This window comes from Citricoccus sp. NPDC079358, assembly GCF_040702545.1.
In the GTDB taxonomy this organism is placed as follows: Bacteria; Actinomycetota; Actinomycetes; order Actinomycetales; family Micrococcaceae; genus Citricoccus.
Genome location: NZ_JBFBLI010000001.1, coordinates 242405 through 260341, shown reverse-complemented (window position 1 = coordinate 260341; position 17937 = coordinate 242405). Strand labels below are relative to the sequence as shown.

The following is a 17937-nucleotide window of genomic DNA, read 5'->3' as shown; positions in this document are numbered from 1 at the left end:
GTACATGCCCGGTGAACTGCCAGCTACCGAGCGGTGAGGACGTGACGCACGGCATTCGCCAACGCGGAAGCGCCGAAGGGCCCGTCGCTGGCCGCCTTCGATCCAGCCGTGCCGTGCAGCCATGCGGCCGCAGCTGCCTTCTCTGGCGTGGCGACCGATCCGCCCTGACTGCTTCGGGCCAGGGCCGACGCCACCAGCCCGGCCAGGCAGTCGCCGGTGCCGGCGGTCGCCAGCTCCGCCCCGCCCTCGTTCTGCACCAGCGTCCTGCCGCCGGGCGCCGCACTCACGGTTGTGGATCCCTTGAGGAGCACGACGACGGCCAGTGCCTCGGCCGCGCGGCGCGCGGCGGCTACCGGGTCGGCTTTCGCCAGGTCCGCGAAGCCGTCGGCGATGTCCGGCACCAGCCGGTCCACGAGTTTCACCAACTCCCCCTGGTGGGGCGTCAGCACCACCTCGCATCCGGCGTTCCGCAGCCGAGACAGCTGATCCAGGGTCACTAGCCCCAGCGCCGAAGCGTCCAGGACCAGCGGCAGAGCACCGTCCACGCAGGTTTCCACGACCTCGGCGAGCCGAGACTGGGCATCCTCGTCGGACCCCAGTCCCGGTCCGGCGACCCAGGCCTGGGCCTTCCCCTCCACGCCCGAACCGGCCACCACCTCGGGGTGGGCCGTCAAAACCAGATTGGCCGCTCGCTGTGGTCCGGCGTACTGCACCATGCCGAGTCCGGAGGCCAGAGCGGACGAGCACACCAGCACCGCCGCTCCCGGGTACTGCTCCGAGCCCGCACACACGCCGAGTACCCCGCGGCGGTACTTGTGGTCGTCCCAGGCGGGCGGCGCGAAGACCGCGAGCGCATCGTCGCGCTCCAGTGAGGAGACGTCTGGTTCTCCCAGGTACGGTTCGATGCCGATGTCCACCAGTTCCACCCGGCCGGCGGCATGGGCGCCGGCGCCGACCACCAGCCCGGTTTTGAGAGCCCCGAAGGTCACGGTCAGGTCAGCCAGGATCACTCCCCCGGCCACCTCACCGGTGTTCGCATCCACCCCCGAAGGCAGGTCGCAGGCCACCACGGTGATCCCCGCCGGCACCGGCGGCGGTTCCCAGCCACCGCGTGCACCGGTGCCCAGGACGCCGTCGATCAGCAGTACAGCATCGTCGGGAATCCGATCCGCCACCCGTCCACCAGCGCGGCGCAAGGCGTCCAGCCCGACCTCGTGCATCCGATCTCCGGTCGGTACGGCCACGGCATTCACGCCGCGGCGGCGCAGGAAGGAGAGAGCCCACAGGGCGTCTCCGCCGTTGTTCCCAGTACCGACCAGTGCCGCCACTGTCGAGCCAGCCACGGGCCCGTGGGAACGCAGTTCGCGCACCACCCCTATAGCCAGCTTCCACGCGGCGCGGCGCATGAGCGCTTCGCCCTGGCCGGCACGCAAGACTGGGCTTTCGGCCGCCCGCACCGCATCACCGGTGTACGCGTGGATCACAGCAAGCTTCCCTCCGCTCGGCAGCTCAGCCCTCGGCAACGACCATCGCGGTGGCCACGTCCCCGTCATGGCTGAGGGAGAGATGCCACTTCTTGACACCCTTGGCATCGGCCACGTCGGCCACGGTGCCGATGGCCACGACGTGAGGGGCACCGGCGGCGTCGATGTCGATCTGGCAATGCTGCCAATTCATGCCGGCCGGAGCACCGAGGGCCTTGGCCACGGCTTCCTTGGCGGCGAAGCGGGCGGCGAGGGACCGGGTGTTGAGTTCGCGTTCGGCCGGCGTGAAGAGGCGTTCCCGCAGGGCGGGCGCCTTGGTCAGCTGCTGCTTGAAACGGGTTACCAGGACAACGTCCACGCCAATGCCGATGATCATAGGTCCATCGTATGCAGTCTACGGCGGCATACCCGCCCCTTATGTGGAGAAACTACCTCGGCAGCCCACTTCTTATGCGAGCCTCGTCTAGCTCACTGAGGCGTTAATCGGCGATTGGACGCCGTGGCGGATCTTTCCGCACACTGAATCACAGTCGATACTTCATCAGTATCCCTCAGGTGATACAATCGGAGTCATGGGAGTAGCTAAGGTTGCAGCGCGGACATCAGAGCTGGCAGCTCGCCAATGGGGTCTGCTCACAACCGCACAAGCTGAAGCGGATGGTGTCACACGGCTTCAGCTTGCCCGGCTCGCCGATGCGGGTGTGATTGAACGCGTCGATCGAGGAATCTACGCGACACCGGCGGCAGTGGATGAGCACACGCCGCTGCGCGCCGCCTGGCTGTCTCTAGAGCCCAAGATCCTGGCAGAGGAGCGACTGGGCGATCCCGTCGCGTCGGGGGTGATTTCGCATACCTCAGCAGCGGCTCTGCATGAGGTCGGAGATCTGCTGGACGACGAACCCGAGATCACGCTGCCTAACAGGAAGCAGAGCCGTCGCGGCATTCGCCTGCATCGTGGCACGCTCAGAACTGACGACGTGACGATCGTGGAGGGCCTGCCGGTCACGACGCCTGCCCGCACGCTCGCAGACCTTCTGCAGGATGGGCAAGACCCCTCTCACGTCGCGGAGATCGCAGGCGATATGCTCCGGCGCGGCCTCGCTTCACGTAAGGACATGGCGATCGCGCTGGAACCGCTCGCACGCAGGAACGGGCAACCGACCGGCGCTGCACTTCTCGAGCATCTCCTCGATCTGGTGGGGCTCAGTGGCGCGGCGCTCGCGGCGAACCTCGCTGCCAGTGACCTGGGGAAGGCGCTCGTCTCTGCAGGACAACTCGAAGCGATCAAGAGCATCCTCGAAACCGTCGCGAAACTCGACCTTCCAAAGAACGTGCTTGATCCGCTGGGTACCGCCGCTATGGCAACACTCGCGAAAAACGCTGCGCTCCCCCAGTTCTCCGACGGCGTGCTGCCGAAGATCGACGTGTCCGCGATCATCGACGCGGCAAAGTTCACGGTTCCTCTCGACACCGAAGAGTTCCGAAACGCGCTCGGCGCGAGCGTGCCCGCTTGGCTCCCCGAGATCATCCGGTCGATACCGGCAGATTCATGGCCTCCGTCCACACTGACGACGGTGGACATCGGCAAGGAGGCGACACCAGCTTGACGGACAAACTGCCATACCGAGACGGCAACGCCCTCTGGGCCGCCGTCACTGCACGAGCCACGACGGAGTCACAGGCGACCGACGTGTCAGCAGGTGTCTTGCTCCGACGGTTCGTCGTTGACCGGTTCCTTGCAAGGGTGTTCGCGCTTCCCGGAAATGAATGGGTACTCAAAGGCGGCAACGCCGTGCTCACCCGAGTGCATGATGCGCGCACTACGAAAGACATCGATCTCCTCGCCGAACTGGGCGACCTCGACGCCGCGGTCGGGAGACTACGCAGAGCAGTAGAGATTGATTTGAATGATCACTTCCGTTTCGTGATCACCGGAACACGCGCAGCGGGCGGTGGAACGGCGCAACCCGACGTGGAGGGATACAAAGTCTCTATCGACGCTTATTGCGGCGTCAAACGCCGTGAACATTTCAGCGTTGATCTGGTTACTGGCTCTCTGATGACCACAGAGCCAGACATCCAGACCCGACCCACACTCGTGCCCACTGTGCCGCCCGCGCAAGTGCGGCTCTACCCGGTGGTCGATCACATCGCCGACAAGCTCTGTGCCACGCAGAGCACGTACGGCACCGCCGGCGACCAGCCATCGAGTCGGGTTCGTGACCTTGTCGACCTCGTCGTGTTCGCTCGCACACAACGCGTTGACGGTGCCGAACTGATTGAAGCCATCACCGCGGAATGGACGCACCGAGGCCTCCACGGTTCACCATTTTTCGAGCCGCCTGCACATTGGAAACGTCTCTACCCGGCGGAAGCTCGGCGAGTGCCGGCCTGTGGGGACGTTCTCACGTTCGCCGGTGCGGTGGAACTCGTCACCGCCCTCCTGGCACCCGCATTAGACCGATCCCCGAACGCCCAGCATTGGTCGCCGGAGACAGGAGCGTGGACAGTCGCCAAACCACATCACCAATGATGCTCCCCGCTAACCCCTATCCTTTCCATGCGGTGACGCCACGGACAACGGCTCGCGCACTATCAAGCTTTGCCCGGAGAACGAAGAGATCGGGAAGCTGCCAATACCGGTCTCCTACCTGTCCAGCTTGAAATGATCGATCGGCGTCTGCAGCCACTCCGGCGGTTCAGCCGCACACCCCGGAGTCATGAACGTCTTCGCGTAGGCCGCCATGGCGTACACGAAGTCGTAGACGTACCCTCTCCGGCTGCGCACTGGTTCGAACTCATACATGTGCAGTTCGCCGTCCCAGCACCGGTCCATCAGCATGCGGGACCGCTCAATGTGGTGGTCGAACGTCAACACCCCGAGGCTCTCCACCCCGCGCTGACGCGCCAGCTCGGTCCCGACAATTGCCTCCCCCTGCGTCGTCACCGGATCCGGAGCAAAACACTCCACGGTGGCCCCACCCGGTGACTCCTGGCAGAGGCTCGCCGGAGCATCCTCCGGGGTCGAGACCAGCAGTAGGTCGGTCACACCCTCTTCGGCCAATCGCCGGGCCTCGTCGTGGGCACCTGCCTGGGTGGACAGCACGATCAACGCGTCCACCTGCGGCGCCGGGTTCACCCGCGGGTTCACAGTCAGCCACGCAAGCACGACGCCGACCCCCAGAAACACGATCACCACCAGTCCCACTCCGCGCAGGATCCAACGGCGCAATCGCCCTCGCCTGGTCGACTTCCGCAGGCGCCGCACTCGGGCATCGCGTCCCTGTCCGTTACCGTCCCGGCCGTCCATCAGATGATCCAACTTCACCGCTGGGCAGAGCGCAGGATCACGATGCCCCGGCCGGGCACGGAAATTTTGTCCCCGGCGGAGAACTCGGTGGTATCCGGGGTGGCGTCAGCGGTGTCCACCACCAGGTCCCAGTAACCCGGGAACGGCTCACCAGGCAGGGTGTACTCCACCGGCTCCCAATACGCGTTGAGCAACACGTAGAAGTCGTGGTCGCCCCCGTTGCCGTCCGCATCAACACCCCGCTCGGACTCGGCCAAGTCGTGCCCGTTGAGGAAGAAGGCAATCGACTTGGCGTAGTAGGTCTCCCAGTCGGACTCGTCCTTGGCCGTGGCGTCCGGCTCGAGCCACACGATATCCGGCAAGGCCATTGAATCCGCGCGCGCGGCGGGCCGGCCGTCGAAGTACCGCCGGCGCCGGAACACCGGGTGATCCTGCCGGAGTGCCACCACCCGCGAGGTGAACTCGATGAGGTCCTCGTCCGCATCGTCCCAGTGGATCCAGGACAGTTCGTTGTCCTGGGCGTAGACGTTGTTGTTGCCCTGCTGCGTTCGCCCGAGCTCGTCGCCGTGGCTGATCATCGGCACGCCCTGGCTGATCATCAGCGTCGCCAGGTAGTTCCGCTGTTGCTGGGCACGGAGCTTGAGGACCTCGGCGTCCTCGGAGTCCCCCTCCACGCCGCAGTTCCACGAGCTGTTGTGGGATTCGCCGTCGTTGTTGTCCTCGCCGTTGGCCTCGTTGTGCTTCTCGTTGTAAGAGACCAGATCCCGCAGCGTAAATCCGTCGTGGGCGGTCACGAAGTTCACCGAGGCCCGCGGGGTCCGCCCGTCGTCCTCGTAGAGGTCGGCCGAACCGGTGATGCGGGTGGCGAACTCCGCTAGCGTCCCTGGCTCGCCGCGCCAAAAGTCCCGCACGGAGTCCCGGTACTTGCCGTTCCATTCGCTCCACAGCCCCGGGAAGTTGCCCACTTGGTAGCCGGCCCAGCCCACGTCCCAGGGCTCGGCGATGAGCTTCACGGTGCGCAGGATGGGGTCCTGGCGGACCACGTCGAAGAACCCACCCAGCATGTCCGGGCCCCGCTCGCCTTCCGAACGGGTCAGCGTGGTGGCCAGGTCGAACCGGAATCCGTCTACGTGCATCTCCTGCACCCAGTAGCGCAGGGAGTCCATGACCAGCTGCAACACCATGGGGTGGGAGAGGTTCAGCGAGTTACCGGTCCCGGTGTAGTCCATGTAGTGGCGCTCATCGCCCTCCACCAGGTGGTAGTAGTTCACGTTGTCGATGCCGCGGAAGGACAGCGTCGGCCCCATGTGGTTGCCCTCGGCCGTGTGGTTGTAGACCACGTCCAGGATCACCTCGAGCCCGGCGGCGTGTAGATCCTTGACCATCTGCTTGAACTCGCGCACCTGCCCACCGGTGTCCCCAGCCGAGGAGTACGTGTTCTGCGGGGCGAAGTAGCCCAGGGTGTTGTACCCCCAGTAGTTCGAGAGCCCCTTATCCTGCAGGGAGGAGTCGTTGGTGAACTGATGCACCGGCATCAACTCCACGGCCGTCACGCCCAACTTCGTGAGATGCTCAAGTACCGCGTTGTGGGCCAATCCGGCGTAGGTCCCCCGCGCTTCCTCGGGGACTTCCGGGTGCAACTTGGTCATGCCCCTGACGTGGGTCTCGTAGATGACGGTCTCGTTGAAGGGGATGTCCGGCTGCTCGTCCTCGCCCCAGTCGAAGGAATCGTCCACCACCACGCCCAGCATGGTGTGACCCAGAGAGTCCGAGGTGTCGATCGCGTCGTGGTCCTCGAAGTCGTAGGAGAACTGGTACTGGCCCCAGTTGAAGTCACCTGCAATCGCTTTGGCGTACGGGTCCAGCAGAATCTTCGCTGCGTTGTACCGCAAGCCGGAAGCCGGGTCCCAGGGCCCGTGCACGCGGTACGCGTACAGCTGCCCGTCCCCCACGCCGGCCACGTGCGCATGCCAGGTGTTCCCAGAGCGCTCGATCAGCTCCACGCAGGTCTCGGTGCCATCAGCGTCCACGAGGCACAACTCGACCTTCTCGGCGTCCTCGCCGACGGAGAGCGCGAAGTTCGTCCCGTCCTCGTCCGGTGTGGCGCCCAGGGGGTAGGGCACGCCGGCAGTGGTCTCGACCATGTGTCTCCTCGGATGGAAGCGGATTCCGAAGAACAGTCTATGGTGATGGAGCCCTGATGCCGGTGTGATCCGGGTCTACGACTGTGAGGCCGCGAGGTACTCCTCGAGGGCCTCCCACTGGTCCCGCGGCGTGAATCCGGAGGCCTCGAGCTTCGACAGGTCCAGCACCGAGTTCAGCGGTCGCCGCGCCACGGACTTCCCTGCGAAGTACTGTTCCGTGGTCACCTCGGTGACGTCCCGCGAAGGCCGATCTGCGTGCGTGTAGACGCGCCGGGCAACCTCCGCCCAACTCCCCGACTCCCCGCCGTTCGTCACGTTGTACGTCCCATAGGGAGCGTTGCCGTTGCGGAGGTGAATGATGGCCTCGGCCAGGTCCCGGGTGAATGTCAGCCGGCCGACCTGGTCAGAGACCACAGACGGGGCGATGCCGCGCTCGGCCAGTTGCTGCATGGTGCGCACGAAGTTCTCCCCGTCCCCGATCACCCACGAGGTCCGCAGCAGGTAATGCCGCGGCACCACACCGACGGCCAGGTCCCCCGCGGCCTTGGAGGTGCCGTAGGCGCTCACCGGTCGAAGCGGGTCGGACTCGGTGTAGGCGCCGTCCTTGGTCCCGTCGAACACGTAGTCCGTGGAGACGTGGATGAGCGTCACCTGGTACTGCGCGCACGCCTGTGCCAGCCTCGCCACGCCCTCGGCGTTGGCCGCCCAGGCGTCTCGGCCGCCGGCCTCGGTCTCACCCTCGTCCACCGCGGTGTAGGCGGCGGCGTTCACCACCGTGCCCACGCGGCGCCAGTCGATGCGCCCGACTGCGGCCGGGTCAGCCAGGTCGAACCGGTCCCGTCCCAAAAACTCCACGCCGGGACGGTCGGCCAGCTGGCGGACCAGTTCCCGGCCGAGTTGGCCGGTGGCCCCGAGCACCAGCGTGGTCGCCGGGCCCATGGGCTCCACCTCGGCCAGTGGCGGGTGGGCGCGGTCTTTGTCCGAGAGCTCGGCCCGCTCCAAGGGGATGGGCCAGTCGATGGCCGCCATGGGGTCGGCGAGGTTGAGGAAGGTGTACTGCGCCTGAGCCTCTGCAGACCAGTGGTCGTTGACCAGGTAGGTGTAGGCGGTGTTGTCCTCGAGGGACTGGAAGGCATTGCCGACTCCGCGGGGTACGAAGATAGCCGTGGACGGGCCGATCACGGCGGTGAACACCCGGCCAAAGGTGCTGCCCTGGCGCAGGTCCACCCAGGCGCCGAACACGGAGCCGGTGGCCACGGAAATGTACTTGTCCCAGGGTTCGGCGTGGATGCCGCGGGTGGTGCCGCGGCTGGCGTTGAAGGAGATGTTATTCTGCACCGGCCCGAAATCGGGCAGGCCGAGCTCGGTCATCCTCTGCCGCTGCCAGTTCTCCTTGAACCAGCCGCGGTTGTCTCCGTGGACGGGCAGGTCGAAGAGGGTGAGGCCGGGGATGGTGGTGGGCTGGGCCGCGAGGGACTTCGAGAACTGCACGGCCGTCGTCGCCCGTGCCGAGCCCGCCGTCTGACCTGCGTCCATTACTGTCCCGTCAACTGGTACTTTGCCTCCGCGGCGGCTTTCTGGGGCCGCCACCACGGTTCATTATCCCGGTACCACTGCACGGTGGCCTCCAGACCCGCGTGGAAGTCGGAGTATTGCGGGAACCAGCCCAGCTCAGTGCGCAGCTTGGTGGAGTCGATGGCGTAGCGCAGGTCGTGCCCCGGGCGGTCCACCACGTGGTCGTAGGCGCCGGCGGGCTCGCCCATGATCTCGAGGATCGACTCGATCACGGCCTTGTTGTTCTGCTCCCCGTCCGCACCGATGAGGTAGGTCTCCCCCAGCCGGCCGCGCTCGAGGATGGTCAGCACGGCCGAGGAGTGGTCGTTCGCGTGGATCCAGTCCCGGACATTGCGTCCCTCGCCGTAGAGCCGGGGCCGCACGCCGTCCATCACGTTCGTGATCTGCCGCGGGACGAACTTCTCCACGTGCTGGTAGGGGCCATAGTTGTTGGAGCAGTTGGAGATGGTAGCCCGCAGGCCGAAGGAACGCGCCCAGGCCCGCACCAGCAGATCCGAGCCGGCCTTGGAGGAGGAGTACGGGCTGGAGGGGTTGTACGGAGTGCTCTCGGTGAACCGTTCCGGACAATCCAGTTCCAGGTCTCCGTAGACCTCGTCCGTGGAGATGTGGTGGAAGCGGACGTCATGGCGGCGGGCGGCCTCAATGAGCGTGTAGGTCCCCAGGATGTTGGTGTCCACGAAGGGCCGCGGATCGTTGAGCGAGTTGTCATTGTGGGACTCGGCCGCGTAGTGCACTACTGCGTCCACCTGGGGCATGAGCTCGTCCAGGAGGTCGACGTCCGCGATGTCCCCCTGCATGAACGTCATCCGATTCGCAGGAAGGCCCTTCAGGGAGGCGCGGTTGCCGGCATACGTCAGCTTGTCCAGCACCATGACGCGGTGTTCCGTGGACTCCAGGACATAGTGGACAAAGTTGGACCCGATGAAGCCGGCGCCACCGGTGACGAGGAAGGTGCTCACAACCACACCATAGAAATGGGAATCTCGGTAGCGCCACCGTAATTGACACCCCATCGATACGTGCGATTCACCCGGAATCTGGGAAAGTCGTGAAGTCTGTCGGTGAATAGTTAGCTGGTATTAATGACTATGGTGCAATTCGCAATGGTGCGGACTGTCATGACGCAGCAACTAGGAAGGGCATCGATAGTGAGCTTACGGATCTCGGTGATCGGGACGGGCTATTTGGGGGCGACGCATGCGGCGTGCATGGCGGAGCTGGGCTTCGAGGTCCTGGGCCTGGACATCGACCAGGCGAAGATCGACGCGTTGACCCGCGGGGAGCTGCCCTTCCACGAGCCCGGCCTGCCGGAACTGCTCCTCAAGCACGTCCAGTCCGGCCGGCTGCGGTTCACCACCTCCTACGAGGAGGTCGGCGCCTGGGCCGATGTGCACTTCATAGGGGTCGGCACCCCGCAGAAGCCCGGTGAGTCCGCTGCGGACCTGCGCTTCGTGGACGCCGCCGTGACCTCCCTGGCCGAGCACATCACCCGGGACGCCCTGATCGTGGGCAAGTCCACCGTCCCGGTCGGCACCGCCGAGCGCCTGGGCACCCTGCTGGGGAACGCCCGCGCCGACGCCGGCCTGCCGGGCATGGTCGAGCTGGCCTGGAATCCGGAGTTCCTGCGCGAGGGCTATGCCGTCAGGGACACCCTGAGCCCGGACCGCCTGGTCGTCGGCGTGCAATCGGCCCACGCCGAGGACATCCTGCGCCAGGTCTATGCCAAGTCCCTGGCCGAGGGCACCCCGTGGATCACCACGGACTTCGCCACCGCCGAACTGGTCAAGGTCGCCGCCAACGCGTTCCTGGCCACGAAGATCTCGTTCATCAACGCCTTCTCCGAGATCACCGAGGCCGCCGGCGGGGACATCGGCACCCTGGCCGACGCGATCGGCCACGACCCCCGGATCGGGCGGAAGTTCCTCAACGCCGGCGTCGGCTTCGGCGGCGGCTGCCTGCCCAAGGACATCCGGGCGCTGCAGGCCCGGGTCTCCGAACTCGGGCTGGACCGCACCATGCGCTTCCTCGCCGAGATGGACGACATCAACCTGCGCCGCCGCGACCGCGTGGTCGACCTCGCCGTCCAGGTCCTCTCCCACAGCCGCAACGGCGCGATCCGTACCACCGGCGCCGACGGAGCAGGCAGCGTCCCGTCTCCGGCCGCCGTCGAGATCCTGAACGGAGCGAAGATCGCCATCCTCGGAGTCACCTTCAAACCGAACTCGGACGATGTGCGCGACTCCCCCGCCCTGGATGTGGCCAACCGACTCTACACCGCAGGGGCAGACGTGGCCGTCTACGACCCGAAGGGCAACGCCAACGCCGCCCAACGGTTCCCCCGCCTGGGCTACGTCAACACCCTCGCCAAGGCCGTCATCGGTGCCGACCTGCTCATCCTGCTCACCGAATGGGACGAGTTCCGCCAGATGGACCCCGAGGACATCGGCCGGCTCATGGACCGCCGCACCCTCATCGACGCCCGCAACGTCCTGGACCCCACCGCCTGGCAAGCGGCCGGCTTCACCCACGCCGCCCTCGGACACCGCTTCGCCCCCGACGCGTCGGTCTCATAGGATCTCGCTGAGGAATGGCACAGGCTGTCCGGTTGTGCTGCAATGCACGCTCGGACAGCCTGGTCCATTCCCTTCGCGTCAGTGAGCGAGCGAATCCAACATTCGCTCCGCCTGGACTTCCGGATTCCAACGCGTCTTGACTTCGCGATGACATGCAAGGGCGGCGGTGGATCTGTCCTCCACGAGGGTGTCGATCCAGGCGGCGATGGTGTCGGCGAGGTCAATAGCACTTCCCGCGGCATATCGCGAACCGGTCACTCCATCAACGACGGCGCTGGACTCTGGCATCTGGGTCGAGTCGTCGTCGTCGGTAATGACCGGGACGCCATGCGCCAAGCTTTGGATCGTCGTGAGGCCTGCCGCCGAGGGCACCACGGTGATCATGACCCTGTGGTAGAAATCCTCGATCTCGTCGGAACCGTGAATCGCACCGAGGAACTCGCAATCAACACCCAGATCGCGAGCCTTCCTTTCCAAGCCGGGGCGCTCCGGTCCGTCTCCGCCAAGGATGATCTTGAGCTTTCGTCCCCTCTTACCTAAGGCGGAGACGGCCTCAATGAGCAGCCCAAGGTTCTTGGCCGGCTTCAACCGGACCACTGCCCCAACCGCCATTTCCTTCTGGTCCGTGCCGAACGAGCTCGTCTCAACGTCAGCCAGTCCCGTGACGCTGTTGTACACCACGTCAATCCGGTCCTCCGGATATCCATGCGCCGCTGCACTCGCCTTCTCCGGGTCACCGTAGACCATCAGCTTGTGCGCCATTCGATAGAACCCCAGACGGGCCAGCCGCTTCAGCCCACGCTCCGGACGATGCCATCCAATAGTCCAGAAGTAGACCCGCTTGCCCATCAACCGCGCCGTGGCCGAGGTGACCCACGTGGACAGGTACTTGGCGTCACCCGTGAAAACACACGCATCGATGCTCTTATCAAACGCCATTCCCAACAGTCCCTTCTGCCACAGAAACGGACCGATTTCCACGTTGTCCAGGCGATTGAACTCCTGGAGATCCTGTGGGTTCATGGCGGCTATCTTGGTGGAGTTCTCCACTGCAGAGAAATGGACGAAAGACATCCCATCGCTCTGATCAAGGTTCAAGAACAGGTTGCGACGGTAATGCGCAAGGATGGGCGTGACGATCGCTACTTTCATCTGTGTGCTCCATATCTGACGACATACCGTCGTACGCTGTGTTGTTGGCAATCAGAAGATCCGACGTTAATCAGCCGTCCTTCGAGACGAGTCGCAGCGAAGTTCCGAAAGCCACCGCGCCGAAGACCACTGTAGCGACCGACCAAGCGACGCCACTCGGGGAGAGTATGAGCAGCACCCCACCGATTACGGTCACTGTCTGAAGCGCTGCCAGCCTGACTCCCCCCGCATTCCGCAACAACAGTGAACTCCGGGTCAGGCCGAGCAGGATCTTCCAGACGCTGAGTGCCAGGGCTGTCAAGACCAGGTCGCCGGTGGCGGCGACAAGTGTCGCCAGTCCCGTGCCCAGCAGATCGATCCCACTATAGGTACTTCCCTGCCACCACTTGCCCTGAGCTTGCTGCAGTCCATCCACGATGGGGGTAAGGATGCGTACCGGAAGGCTTGCCAAGAGCATCACCGAAGGAAGCACGGCAGTCTGCCACTGATCCGGAAGCACGTCTTGTAACAGGATCCCGGTGATGGAGATGACGGCGCACAGCAAGGTCGTTCCTGCGACGAATACTCCGCCCAGGTCGACTGCCAAACGCGCACGAAGGTGATCCTTGACAGAGGCGAGCGTCGATAACGCGACCCGGTTCAGCGGTACGGCAACCATGCCGCTGATTCCCAAAGAGACCTGGAACGCGATGTACAGGATTCCCACCTGCTCAGCGGAGGCAACGAACTGTGCGACTAGAAAGGGAATCTGAAGTGGCAAGGACAGCAGCATGGCATTGATCGCCCAACTCACACGAGCCGACGAACGAATCACAGAATCCGTGGCTGTCTTCTCCACAGAGTTGCGTTCCTTCTTGGCCACCGACAGCAGGAGCACTTCGACAATGAAGTGGTAAGCAATGGTCGACACCGCCAAAGCTGCAACAGAGCCCGTAAGGATCGCAATTGCGATGCCGACCCCCCCCTTCAATAGGGCCGCGATCCCCTGAGCTCGAACGGCCGTAGCGTTCTTCCGCTGTCGTACCGTCTCGCTGTAGAGAAGATCGGCATCACCCTGCAAGGGGATGGTCAACCCCACGAGGGCAACAAGAAGGGCTATGTCCGCTCGCCCGAAGGAGAAGTACACCCCAGCGATGACGAGCGCGATCAATGCCAGGCAGAGGTTGTGGAGGGCTGCCCTCTTCCGGGTCCGTCGCAAGCTTCCCGTGACACCCGCCAGGTACGCCTGGGACGCCCCAAAATTCTTGAGGCTCACGAGCACCGCGCATGCAGAGACTGCCGAGGCCCACAGGCCGAACTCCTCGGGACTGAGCCAGGCAACGAGGACCAGAGAACTCAGGGACGACACGACGCGTACCATGGCCGTCCCCGTTGCCAAGCTCAGGATGGACTTTACGGCGGAGCCGGCCTTGCTCGGGACGTCTTGCGTCATGAGGCCCGCACGAGCTCAACGTTCAGCGCGGCGCTGAGCGAACGATCATAGACACCGCCGAGCTTGTGGTACCCCGCCTCGACCAGGACCACGTGCTTGCCCAAGATCGCAGCAGGCAGACCGACGTGCAGTCGATTCGTCACGACCAGTGATGAGCGGCCGATGCTTCGGCGGTACTCGTCGAAGGTCGCATATCTGGTCGAGCTTAGGTCGGTGAACACACGCGACGCGGCAGCCTCGATCTGTCCCTGATGTTCTCGGGACAGGGACTCGACCATCTCTGCGCTTGCGGACCGAATCGTCGACTGGTGAAGACTGCGCGCCGCCCTGGTCTTCAGACCCGACTCGGGCAGAATGTCGAACGCGCGGGACCTGACCTTGCGGATCGCTGAGGCGAGGCTGCCCAGCGCGGTGAGCGATTGTGGGGCGTGCACGCCCGACACGCCGAAGTTTCCGCGACGTTCCAGGTCCACGCGTGCCGCCACCAGTGCCGTGTCCTGTGTTGCATGTTCTCCGATTACCTCGGGCACAAAGCGGTGCCCGCTGACGACGACGTCGTGATCGAGCGCGAGTTCCACACCTGCATGCGCCAGTTGCTCGCCCCATCGTCCAGACAACTGCTCGTATGACGGCTTCTCGCGAAGGATCCACAATGTCCGTGCATCACGCTTTCCGAAGATGAAGCTCGGATCCACCTGTCGGAAGAAGGCCGACGATGGGAAGATGACCAGCGGAAGATCCGGAAGGTTTGCCAACCGCTCCGCCAACAACGTCGGAAACCGGTATTGTTCCAGAAGCGCGCCATTAGGCGGAACGATCAAGAGCGTCGCCTCATCGGCCGACTCCACCGGCGACATGCCGAACGCCCCTAACAACTTCCGGAAGACGGCGTACATGAGCTGGTCTCCATTGTTGCCCAATGAACGGCCACCCGCATCGGTGATATCTATGACGAAGACCTTCTCGTCCTGGTAGTCCTCCAACAGCGCTCGGAGACTGCTATCGTCCGGGAACGGATCGTCCTGACCTGTCATTTCTTGATGCCCTTCCCAGATCGACCGGCCATGAATTCCTCGAGTCGGTGTAGGTATTTTGTCGCCACGGCATCCTCGTGAAAGTTTTCACGGGCATAGCTACGGGCATTCTGCGCGTAGGACTCCCAGACTTCTGCATCGGCCACCATGCTCCAAACGGAATCCGCGATCGCTGTTGCCGAAGCCGCAACCACCTCTCCACTACCTGCGGCCCGTACCGTATCCCCCATGGCGCCGACATCGGTCACGACGCTGGGGAATCCTGCCGCCATCGACTCGGTCAGAGCACCCGGCAGTCCTTCCCCTTTCGAGGGGAGGACGAAGATTCCACGCCTGGAGGTCAGCAGTGGGGCGACGTCCTCCACGTAGTCGACGAGGGTCACGTGGTCCGAGAGCCCGAACGTTCGCGCCAATTCCAGAAAGCGGTCGCAGTGTGTCTCACTCGGGAACGGACCGATGAAATCCGCATACAGGGTCACACCGTGTTCCTTCCGGAGAATGGCAAGTGCCTCGAGAATCAGCTCAGGGCGTTTCCGTTCGATCATGGCACCGACGAAGACGACTCTCAGGGCTCGATCCTCATCAGACTGATGTGTGTCCGACTTGAAGAAACCGGCCGTCACGGGATTGGCGATCTGGTGGATGCGTTCAGTGGCAAGGCCCAGCGTTGTCAACTCCTCCTCGATCTCCCGCCCGAGGGCAAATGCGCCTGCGGCACGCCTGACAATTAAACGTCGTAGTGGCCTAACGAACGGCAGTTTCGAGAGCTTGCCCGTCTCGACGACCTCTGAACGCGAGGCGAGGGGAACCAGGACATAAGGGATTCCCTGGCCCAAGCAGGCAAGAGCCGGAAGGAGGTTGAAGAAGGACGCGCCGTGGAAGTGCACGATGTCCAGTTCCGCCGAGTCGCGGACGATCCAAACCGCGCTTCGCAGCGCCCATAGGAGCTGGTCCGCTCCCCTGGTGCCACCTATATCCATAGACCGCGCCGGTGGGATGAAGTTTGGGTCTGGCTGGTGGCCTTCCTGCACCCCGGCGTAGATCGTGACATCGCTGCGGTCCAGGAGCGGGCGCACCAACCGCTTGAGGAATACCGTGGGACCGCTATATCCCTTGCCTACACCTTTGGGGATGACGACGCCGATCCGTAGCCGTTCCTCCTGAGTCGGTTTCAGACAGCGGCTAGCCCCGTCCTGTGATTCAGGGGGATTCAGCTCCGTAATACTCGTCATTTCCATTCCTAAGTCCTTGGACAGCGTGGTGGTCTATGGGCATGCAGTGGCCGAAGGAGCTACCCACCTCGGGCAGATATGGCGGTGAAGTAGCACCCGCGTGGACAAGAGCATGATCAGATGCGGCGCTCCACGAAGGTCGGGCTCATCAAGTCGCCGTTCACACGCTGGCTGTGGTCGTCGCGGTCCTTAGGATTGGGAAAGCGTTCGCCGAGTTTCCGGGCCGGAACGCCCCCTACGATCTCATAGGGTTGGACATCCCGGGTGACAACCGCACCGGCTCCGATGATCGCACCTTCACCGATATCCACACCTCGCATGATGATCGAGTGCGCACCGACCCAGACATCTCGACCAATGGTGGTTGTCCGCTGTTCTGGTCGACCGGAGAATTGAACCGGAACGCCGGGGTCATCTGTGACGTGGTCACCACCGACCACGGAGCAACCAACGGCAAGCATGCTGTAACGCCCAATGGACACCATGGGACCGATCTCACAATTTCGCCCGACGAAGACGTATGGTTCGGCAGTCAGATCCTTGTTCGTGGTTGCCGAACGGTGGACGTACGAAGTGGGGTGCACCTGCGGCAACCCCAGCATTAAGCGATTTACCCGATTGCGGATCTCTCTTAATCGCCTATATACAGGACCTGATCTCGACATCATGGACATCCGAGTCACCTCTCTTCGTTCTTGCTCCGCGCAAATTGCGCCGTCATGACCTGTACTTGTATTCACTCAGTGCGCTGGTCCGGGGCTCCAGTGCGGTGTTGGGCTTGTAGAGGTCATCCCCACGGGCGCTCTCATGTCCCCGCTTGTGTCCCGGTCGGGCCCGGATATTGAACTGTCTTCATCCCTGGCAATCACGAATGCGGCGAAGAGAGCGATCCATAGGAGTTTATTCCCATTGATGTCGCTGGAAAACATGGCGTTGATGAAGGCAACGAACAGGATACTCAGGAAAGCTGTGGCGAGCATTCCCTCAGACCTCCGGTACAAGCGCAACACGGCCGTCATCAGTAGGATTACCACGATGATGAAGACTAGAACACCGCCTTCAACCAGAATCTCCAAGAGAATGTTGTGCGGATATCCGTGACCGAATTTCAGGAAGCTCCCCCAACCAATACCGAAGGGGTTCTCAAGGCTCGTCTCCAATGCCAGCGAGTAGATGTAGCTTCGACCCGATCCTCCTGCCGCATCATCTCCCGAGACGAAAGTCAGGATGCGCCCCACACCATCACTGCCACTTTGCATGGCTTGGTACACGCCTAATCCAATGACGGCGACGGCCCCGAGAATTCCCTGGACCCGGTATTTGCGTAGGCTCTTGGCCACCAAAACAATGGCGACGATGGAGATCACGACTGACACCACCGGACCGCGACTTCCTGTCAGGATGCTGACGTACAACAGGACGGGGGCCAGGAGCAGCGACGCAATACGCCACTTTTTCGGCAGGGGTGAAAAGGCCCCCAGGAACGCCAACAATCCCCCGGCGCTGACCATCTGAGCCGTCATGATGGTGGTCGACCCTTCCAACGTGAGTCGGTTCGAGTAGTCGTCAGCGTAGTTATCCGACCCGAACGCCGTTCCCCCAGCAGAAAGTAGAGAGATTAAAAACAACCCTGCCAGGAAAGCGATCTGAGCGACCCTCGATCTGAAGATGCCTGTGGGCGCCACAGCACACAGCAGTGTCACGGAGAAGAGAATTCTGACCTTCTCGTTGGAGAAGTCGGTATCCATCATTCCCATGACCGGAAAAAGGAAGACGATCCACAGACTCAACGGAAGGATCGAATTCAGCGAGATGTCACTGTTCATGACGTCACGGACGGCCCGGAAGAACACGCACAATACCACGATTAACACGGAGGCAATGGTGAGGTCCAGGGGAAGCCAAGACATGAAGGCATTCCCTTTGAGCCCACCAGAAAAAGCCAAAACGGCCAATGTCACCCCGCCGACGACTTCGAGGACCATTCCCCGCTCTCCGTTG

The 17937-nt window shown here is 63.5% G+C and carries 14 protein-coding genes and 1 pseudogene; 3 read left to right on the top strand and 12 right to left on the bottom strand.

What is annotated here, in order from left to right:
• Positions 1-23: 23 nt before the first annotated feature.
• Positions 24-1484 carry an NAD(P)H-hydrate dehydratase gene (locus AB0333_RS01210; protein WP_366216944.1) on the bottom strand — a complete coding sequence of 487 codons (1461 nt, stop codon included), beginning with the start codon at positions 1482-1484 and terminating at the stop codon, positions 24-26.
• Between the two features lie 25 nt (positions 1485-1509).
• On the bottom strand, positions 1510-1860 hold the full coding sequence (locus tag AB0333_RS01205; protein WP_366216943.1) for a holo-ACP synthase: 351 nt from the start codon (positions 1858-1860) through the stop codon (positions 1510-1512).
• Between the two features lie 196 nt (positions 1861-2056).
• Between AB0333_RS01205 and AB0333_RS01200 the strand changes: the two genes are divergently transcribed.
• Together AB0333_RS01200 and AB0333_RS01195 are read left to right on the top strand one after the other, a co-directional pair.
• Positions 2057-3091, top strand: coding sequence for a type IV toxin-antitoxin system AbiEi family antitoxin domain-containing protein (locus AB0333_RS01200; protein WP_366216942.1), 1035 nt, complete (start codon positions 2057-2059; stop codon positions 3089-3091).
• A complete protein-coding gene (locus AB0333_RS01195) occupies positions 3034-4017 on the top strand; it encodes a nucleotidyl transferase AbiEii/AbiGii toxin family protein (RefSeq protein ID WP_366216940.1) in 984 nt (327 codons plus the stop codon). Before AB0333_RS01200 ends, AB0333_RS01195 begins: the two co-directional genes overlap by 58 nt.
• Positions 4018-4131: 114 nt before the next feature.
• Here the strand turns inward: AB0333_RS01195 and AB0333_RS01190 are convergent, their stop codons facing one another.
• The 4 genes from AB0333_RS01190 to rfbB form a co-directional block, all read right to left on the bottom strand.
• Entirely contained in the window at positions 4132-4716 is a 585-nt protein-coding gene (locus tag AB0333_RS01190; protein WP_366216939.1) for a hypothetical protein, read from the bottom strand.
• A 92-nt stretch (positions 4717-4808) separates the two neighbouring features.
• Positions 4809-6938: a glycogen debranching protein GlgX gene (gene glgX / locus AB0333_RS01185; RefSeq protein WP_366216938.1), complete on the bottom strand. Its 2130-nt coding sequence runs from the start codon at positions 6936-6938 to the stop codon at positions 4809-4811.
• Between the two features lie 75 nt (positions 6939-7013).
• A complete protein-coding gene (locus tag AB0333_RS01180; protein ID WP_366216937.1) occupies positions 7014-8474 on the bottom strand; it encodes a bifunctional dTDP-4-dehydrorhamnose 3,5-epimerase family protein/NAD(P)-dependent oxidoreductase in 1461 nt (486 codons plus the stop codon).
• Positions 8474-9472: a dTDP-glucose 4,6-dehydratase gene (gene rfbB, locus AB0333_RS01175; RefSeq protein WP_366216936.1), complete on the bottom strand. Its 999-nt coding sequence runs from the start codon at positions 9470-9472 to the stop codon at positions 8474-8476. Before rfbB ends, AB0333_RS01180 begins: the two co-directional genes overlap by 1 nt.
• A gap of 159 nt (positions 9473-9631) precedes the next feature.
• On the opposite strand from rfbB, the gene AB0333_RS01170 reads away from it, so the two are divergent.
• Entirely contained in the window at positions 9632-11086 is a 1455-nt protein-coding gene (locus tag AB0333_RS01170) for a UDP-glucose/GDP-mannose dehydrogenase family protein (protein WP_366216935.1), read from the top strand.
• Positions 11087-11164: 78 nt separating this feature from the next.
• On the opposite strand, the gene AB0333_RS01165 is transcribed toward AB0333_RS01170, so the two are convergent.
• From AB0333_RS01165 to AB0333_RS01140, 6 genes and pseudogenes are all read right to left on the bottom strand, one after another.
• Positions 11165-12238, bottom strand: coding sequence for a glycosyltransferase family 4 protein (locus AB0333_RS01165; RefSeq protein WP_366216934.1), 1074 nt, complete (start codon positions 12236-12238; stop codon positions 11165-11167).
• Positions 12239-12308: 70 nt separating this feature from the next.
• On the bottom strand, positions 12309-13586 hold the full coding sequence (locus AB0333_RS01160; RefSeq protein WP_366216933.1) for an oligosaccharide flippase family protein: 1278 nt from the start codon (positions 13584-13586) through the stop codon (positions 12309-12311).
• 80 nt (positions 13587-13666) lie between these two features.
• Positions 13667-14704 (bottom strand): hypothetical protein, encoded by a 1038-nt coding sequence (locus AB0333_RS01155; protein ID WP_366216932.1) that lies wholly within the window; start codon positions 14702-14704, stop codon positions 13667-13669.
• Positions 14701-15942: a glycosyltransferase gene (locus tag AB0333_RS01150; RefSeq protein ID WP_366216931.1), complete on the bottom strand. Its 1242-nt coding sequence runs from the start codon at positions 15940-15942 to the stop codon at positions 14701-14703. Before AB0333_RS01150 ends, AB0333_RS01155 begins: the two co-directional genes overlap by 4 nt.
• Before the next feature lie 110 nt (positions 15943-16052).
• Positions 16053-16301 (bottom strand): annotated as a pseudogene (locus AB0333_RS01145) (DapH/DapD/GlmU-related protein); the annotation flags it as partial.
• A gap of 375 nt (positions 16302-16676) precedes the next feature.
• Positions 16677-17921 carry an O-antigen ligase family protein gene (locus AB0333_RS01140; RefSeq protein ID WP_366216930.1) on the bottom strand — a complete coding sequence of 415 codons (1245 nt, stop codon included), beginning with the start codon at positions 17919-17921 and terminating at the stop codon, positions 16677-16679.
• Between the last annotated feature and the right edge of the window lie 16 nt (positions 17922-17937).